This is a genomic window from Gottfriedia sp. NPDC056225 (assembly GCF_042267765.1).
In the GTDB taxonomy this organism is placed as follows: domain Bacteria; phylum Bacillota; class Bacilli; order Bacillales; family Bacillaceae_G; genus Gottfriedia.
Genome location: NZ_JBHJTJ010000119.1, coordinates 1 through 3,084 on the forward strand (window position 1 = coordinate 1; position 3,084 = coordinate 3,084).

Here is a 3,084-nt window from a genome sequence, read left to right on the forward strand (position 1 = left end):
GAATATATACTAAAATGAACATATATAAGTGTTGGAGGTTTACTATGATTGAAGTATATACTGACGGAGCTTCCAAAGGAAATCCTGGTCCATCTGGTGCAGGTATTTTCATAAAAGGAATTAAAGAACCTGTTTTTTTAAGTATTCCATTAGATCCTATGTCTAATCATGAAGCCGAGTTTCACGCATTATTAATTGCACTAGATTATTGTGTTAAAAATAATTATTCTATTGTTTCTTTCCGAACAGATTCAAAAATCGTTGAAGAAAGTATTGATAAGAAATATTCTAAAAATGATTTGTTTATTCCTTTAATAGAGAAATCACTAAATTTAATAAATCAACTTGATCTTTTCTTTATTAAATGGATACCCTCAAGCGCCAATAAGGTTGCAGATGAACTTGCTCGAAAAGCCATTAAATAAAAAGGACTGGACGATATGAAAAATAAATTATTTGCTTTTTCTTCTCTACTCATTGTGTCCTTCATCTGGGGTTCTTCGCTATTCATTGTCAAGGAAACACTTAATTTTGTCCAACCTTTTACCTTCAATGCATTACGCTTTATTGTTGCAGCAATCGTATTATTTACCGTTCAAACTTTTTTAAATCGAAAAAATAAAATAAGATTTCGTGGTAAAGCTGGTTTTATAACTCCTGGAATCATAATAGGTTTATTTTTATTTCTAGGTTTTGTATTCCAAACTTTTGGATTACATTATACATCAATATCAAAATCGGGTTTTATTATTGGGATCAGTGTAGCAATTGTTCCTTTATTATTATTTTTTAAGTATAAGAAAAAACCTACTTTGCGAGAAAATTTATGTGCTATTATTGCAATTATCGGATTATTTTTATTAACACTTTCTACAAATTCTAAATTTAATTCTGGAGATATTATTTCCTTTTTTAGTGCGATTGCATTTGCGTTACACATAATCTATTCAACTAAATATTCTCCAAGTTATAGTTCATTGCAACTTGCAACTGTACAAATTACTTTTGTAGGCTTAGCCTCTTGGACGTGTGCTTTAATTTTCGAAGACTGGCAAGTTATATACAATCAAGAATTATGGACAAATAAATATTTTATACTTTCGATCTTGTTTACGGCAATTTTTTGTACCGCTACAGCTTACATTATTCAAATGTTTGCTCAACGCACAATAAGTGCAACGGAAGTTGGGATTATACTTGCAACTGAACCTGTTTTTGCAGCGATTACTGGTTATTATTACGGTGGAGAAAGACTTCAGAAAATCGGATTAATCGGTTGTAGCTTAATTTTAATTTCTACGATTGTTACTCAAATCAGAAAGAAGAAAAATAAAAAACAAATATATAAAGAAGAAAAAACCATTCACAAGATGTGAATGGTTTTTTTTCCCGCCAATGCCGTTATTCCTTTTATGCCTAAGTAAACCGAACTCCAAGGTGGATGTCCTCACAAGTAACTTTCATCCTCCTATAAATAGGCACGATGTTGTTACTTAAATATCGGTCTTCCTGTATTAAATCATTGGTTTAAGACATAAACTGACAACGCACACAGCAGGTTTTTGTTAATTTGTATTCTCATTCTATACCAACTATAACTATTTTGCAACTTATAAATTTTTCTTTTCTACAAAATTTTCATCGTATGATATCCAGTCACTAAAACTTCCAGGATAAAGCTTGACATTTGAATACCCTGCTTCAATTAATCCTAAATAATTAACACAACCAGTTACGCCCGAGCCACAATAGACCACTGTTTCATTATGAGCTTTGAATGGTTTAAAGAGATTTAGTAATTCTTCCTTTGTTCTAAATTCTCCTGATTCATTTAAAACATCTTTCCAAAAAGAATTTTTTGCTCCAGGTATATGACCTGCTACTCTGTCAATTGGTTCGAATTCTCCATTGTATCGAATAGATTCTCTAGAATCAATTAAATTAAATTCTTCATTCTTGCTATTTCGTTTAACTTCCTGCATCGAACTAATCATGTCTTTTTGATTGTTAACGTCGAATTTTTTAGGGAAAACTTCCACAGTTTCGGTTGTTACTTCAAAATCATTTTCTACCCATTTTTTATATCCACCGTTTAATACAAAAGTAAAATTATGACCAACTAAGTTACATAAAAACCAACATCTAGCAGCATTATCTAGTGTTCCATCGTCATAACAAATAACAATTGAATCCTCATCTATGCCAAGCTCCCCTAATAAATGACCAAAATCATTTAAATCTGGAAACGGATGTCTGCCTCCATGTTTTTGTACTGAACTCGATAGATCTTTATTTAAATCAACATAACGAGAAAGCGGTATATGACCTTTCTGATATGCATTATAACCGTACTCAGGATCTGACAATTGAAAACGACAATCTAAGAAAACAACATTTTTATTTAAACGTAGTTTATTTGCAATGTTTACATCAATTATATTTTTCAATTTTTATTGTCCACCTTCATATTAAATTAGTTTTTTAAATAAGTTTAATACTTGATCATCTACTACTACTTCATTTAAATTTTCAGTAGCTTTAATTGTTTGTTGAACATCATTTTCGATTTGAGTACTGCAGTTTTGTAATACCGAATTTAATGAGTCAACATATTGAATGTGATAATGTTCAGCAAATAAACTATTCATATTTGATAAATACTCTTTTAATGGCGTTCTCAGTTCATTTATACAATCATCAATCATATTTTCTTTCAAATTATCAACAAAAAAGCTTTTTGGATTTTTAAAATGCGATTTTAAATTTTCAAATTGATCAACATTAATAAATTGATCCGGATTTTTTATCGAAACAGGCGAAATCTCGTTCACATCACTTTTTTGAACGATAAATTCAGTTTGAATTGAATGTATTTCATCAATTACTCGTTCCTGTGACAATAGAATTTCATTAATTAAAAACTTCTCTAACCTAAAGCCTGTTACCCTTAATTCCTTTAATATCTCTTCTAGAACTTCATATATAAATTCTCGAATTTTCGTAACAAATAATTGTTTAATATTTTTTGTTGTACTATTGAAAATACTCGGGTTAAAGAAATAAGGAAATAAATCTCTCATTCTT

4 protein-coding genes and 1 other RNA gene are annotated in these 3,084 nt (G+C 29.8%); 2 read left to right on the plus strand and 3 right to left on the minus strand.

All coding sequences use genetic code 11. From position 1 onward, the window contains the following. Nucleotides 1-44: 44 nt before the first annotated feature. Both ACFCYN_RS25240 and ACFCYN_RS25245 read left to right on the plus strand, forming a co-directional pair. The gene (locus tag ACFCYN_RS25240; RefSeq protein WP_172444210.1) at nucleotides 45-425 is read left to right on the plus strand and encodes a reverse transcriptase-like protein; all 381 of its coding nucleotides are present in this window, start codon (nucleotides 45-47) and stop codon (nucleotides 423-425) included. Between the two features lie 15 nt (nucleotides 426-440). Next, nucleotides 441-1,376, plus strand: a complete 936-nt coding sequence (locus tag ACFCYN_RS25245) for a DMT family transporter (protein ID WP_172444209.1) — start codon at nucleotides 441-443, stop codon at nucleotides 1,374-1,376. A gap of 6 nt (nucleotides 1,377-1,382) precedes the next feature. Here ACFCYN_RS25245 and ssrS read toward each other — a convergent pair. The 3 genes from ssrS to ACFCYN_RS25260 form a co-directional block, all read right to left on the minus strand. Beyond that, nucleotides 1,383-1,564: non-coding RNA, 6S RNA (gene ssrS / locus ACFCYN_RS25250), on the minus strand. Nucleotides 1,565-1,610: 46 nt separating this feature from the next. Then, entirely contained in the window at nucleotides 1,611-2,447 is an 837-nt protein-coding gene (locus ACFCYN_RS25255; RefSeq protein WP_375952904.1) for a sulfurtransferase, read from the minus strand. Between the two features lie 21 nt (nucleotides 2,448-2,468). Next, a partial coding sequence (locus ACFCYN_RS25260; protein ID WP_375952907.1) for a hypothetical protein occupies nucleotides 2,469-3,084 on the minus strand: 616 nt, incomplete at its 5' end.

Bases quoted from the DNA above. Each gene is read 5' to 3' on its own strand.
- ACFCYN_RS25240 (WP_172444210.1), top strand. From the start codon at position 45: ATGATTGAAGTATATACTGACGGAGCTTCCAAAGGAAATCCTGGTCCA.
- ACFCYN_RS25245 (WP_172444209.1), top strand. From the start codon at position 441: ATGAAAAATAAATTATTTGCTTTTTCTTCTCTACTCATTGTGTCCTTC.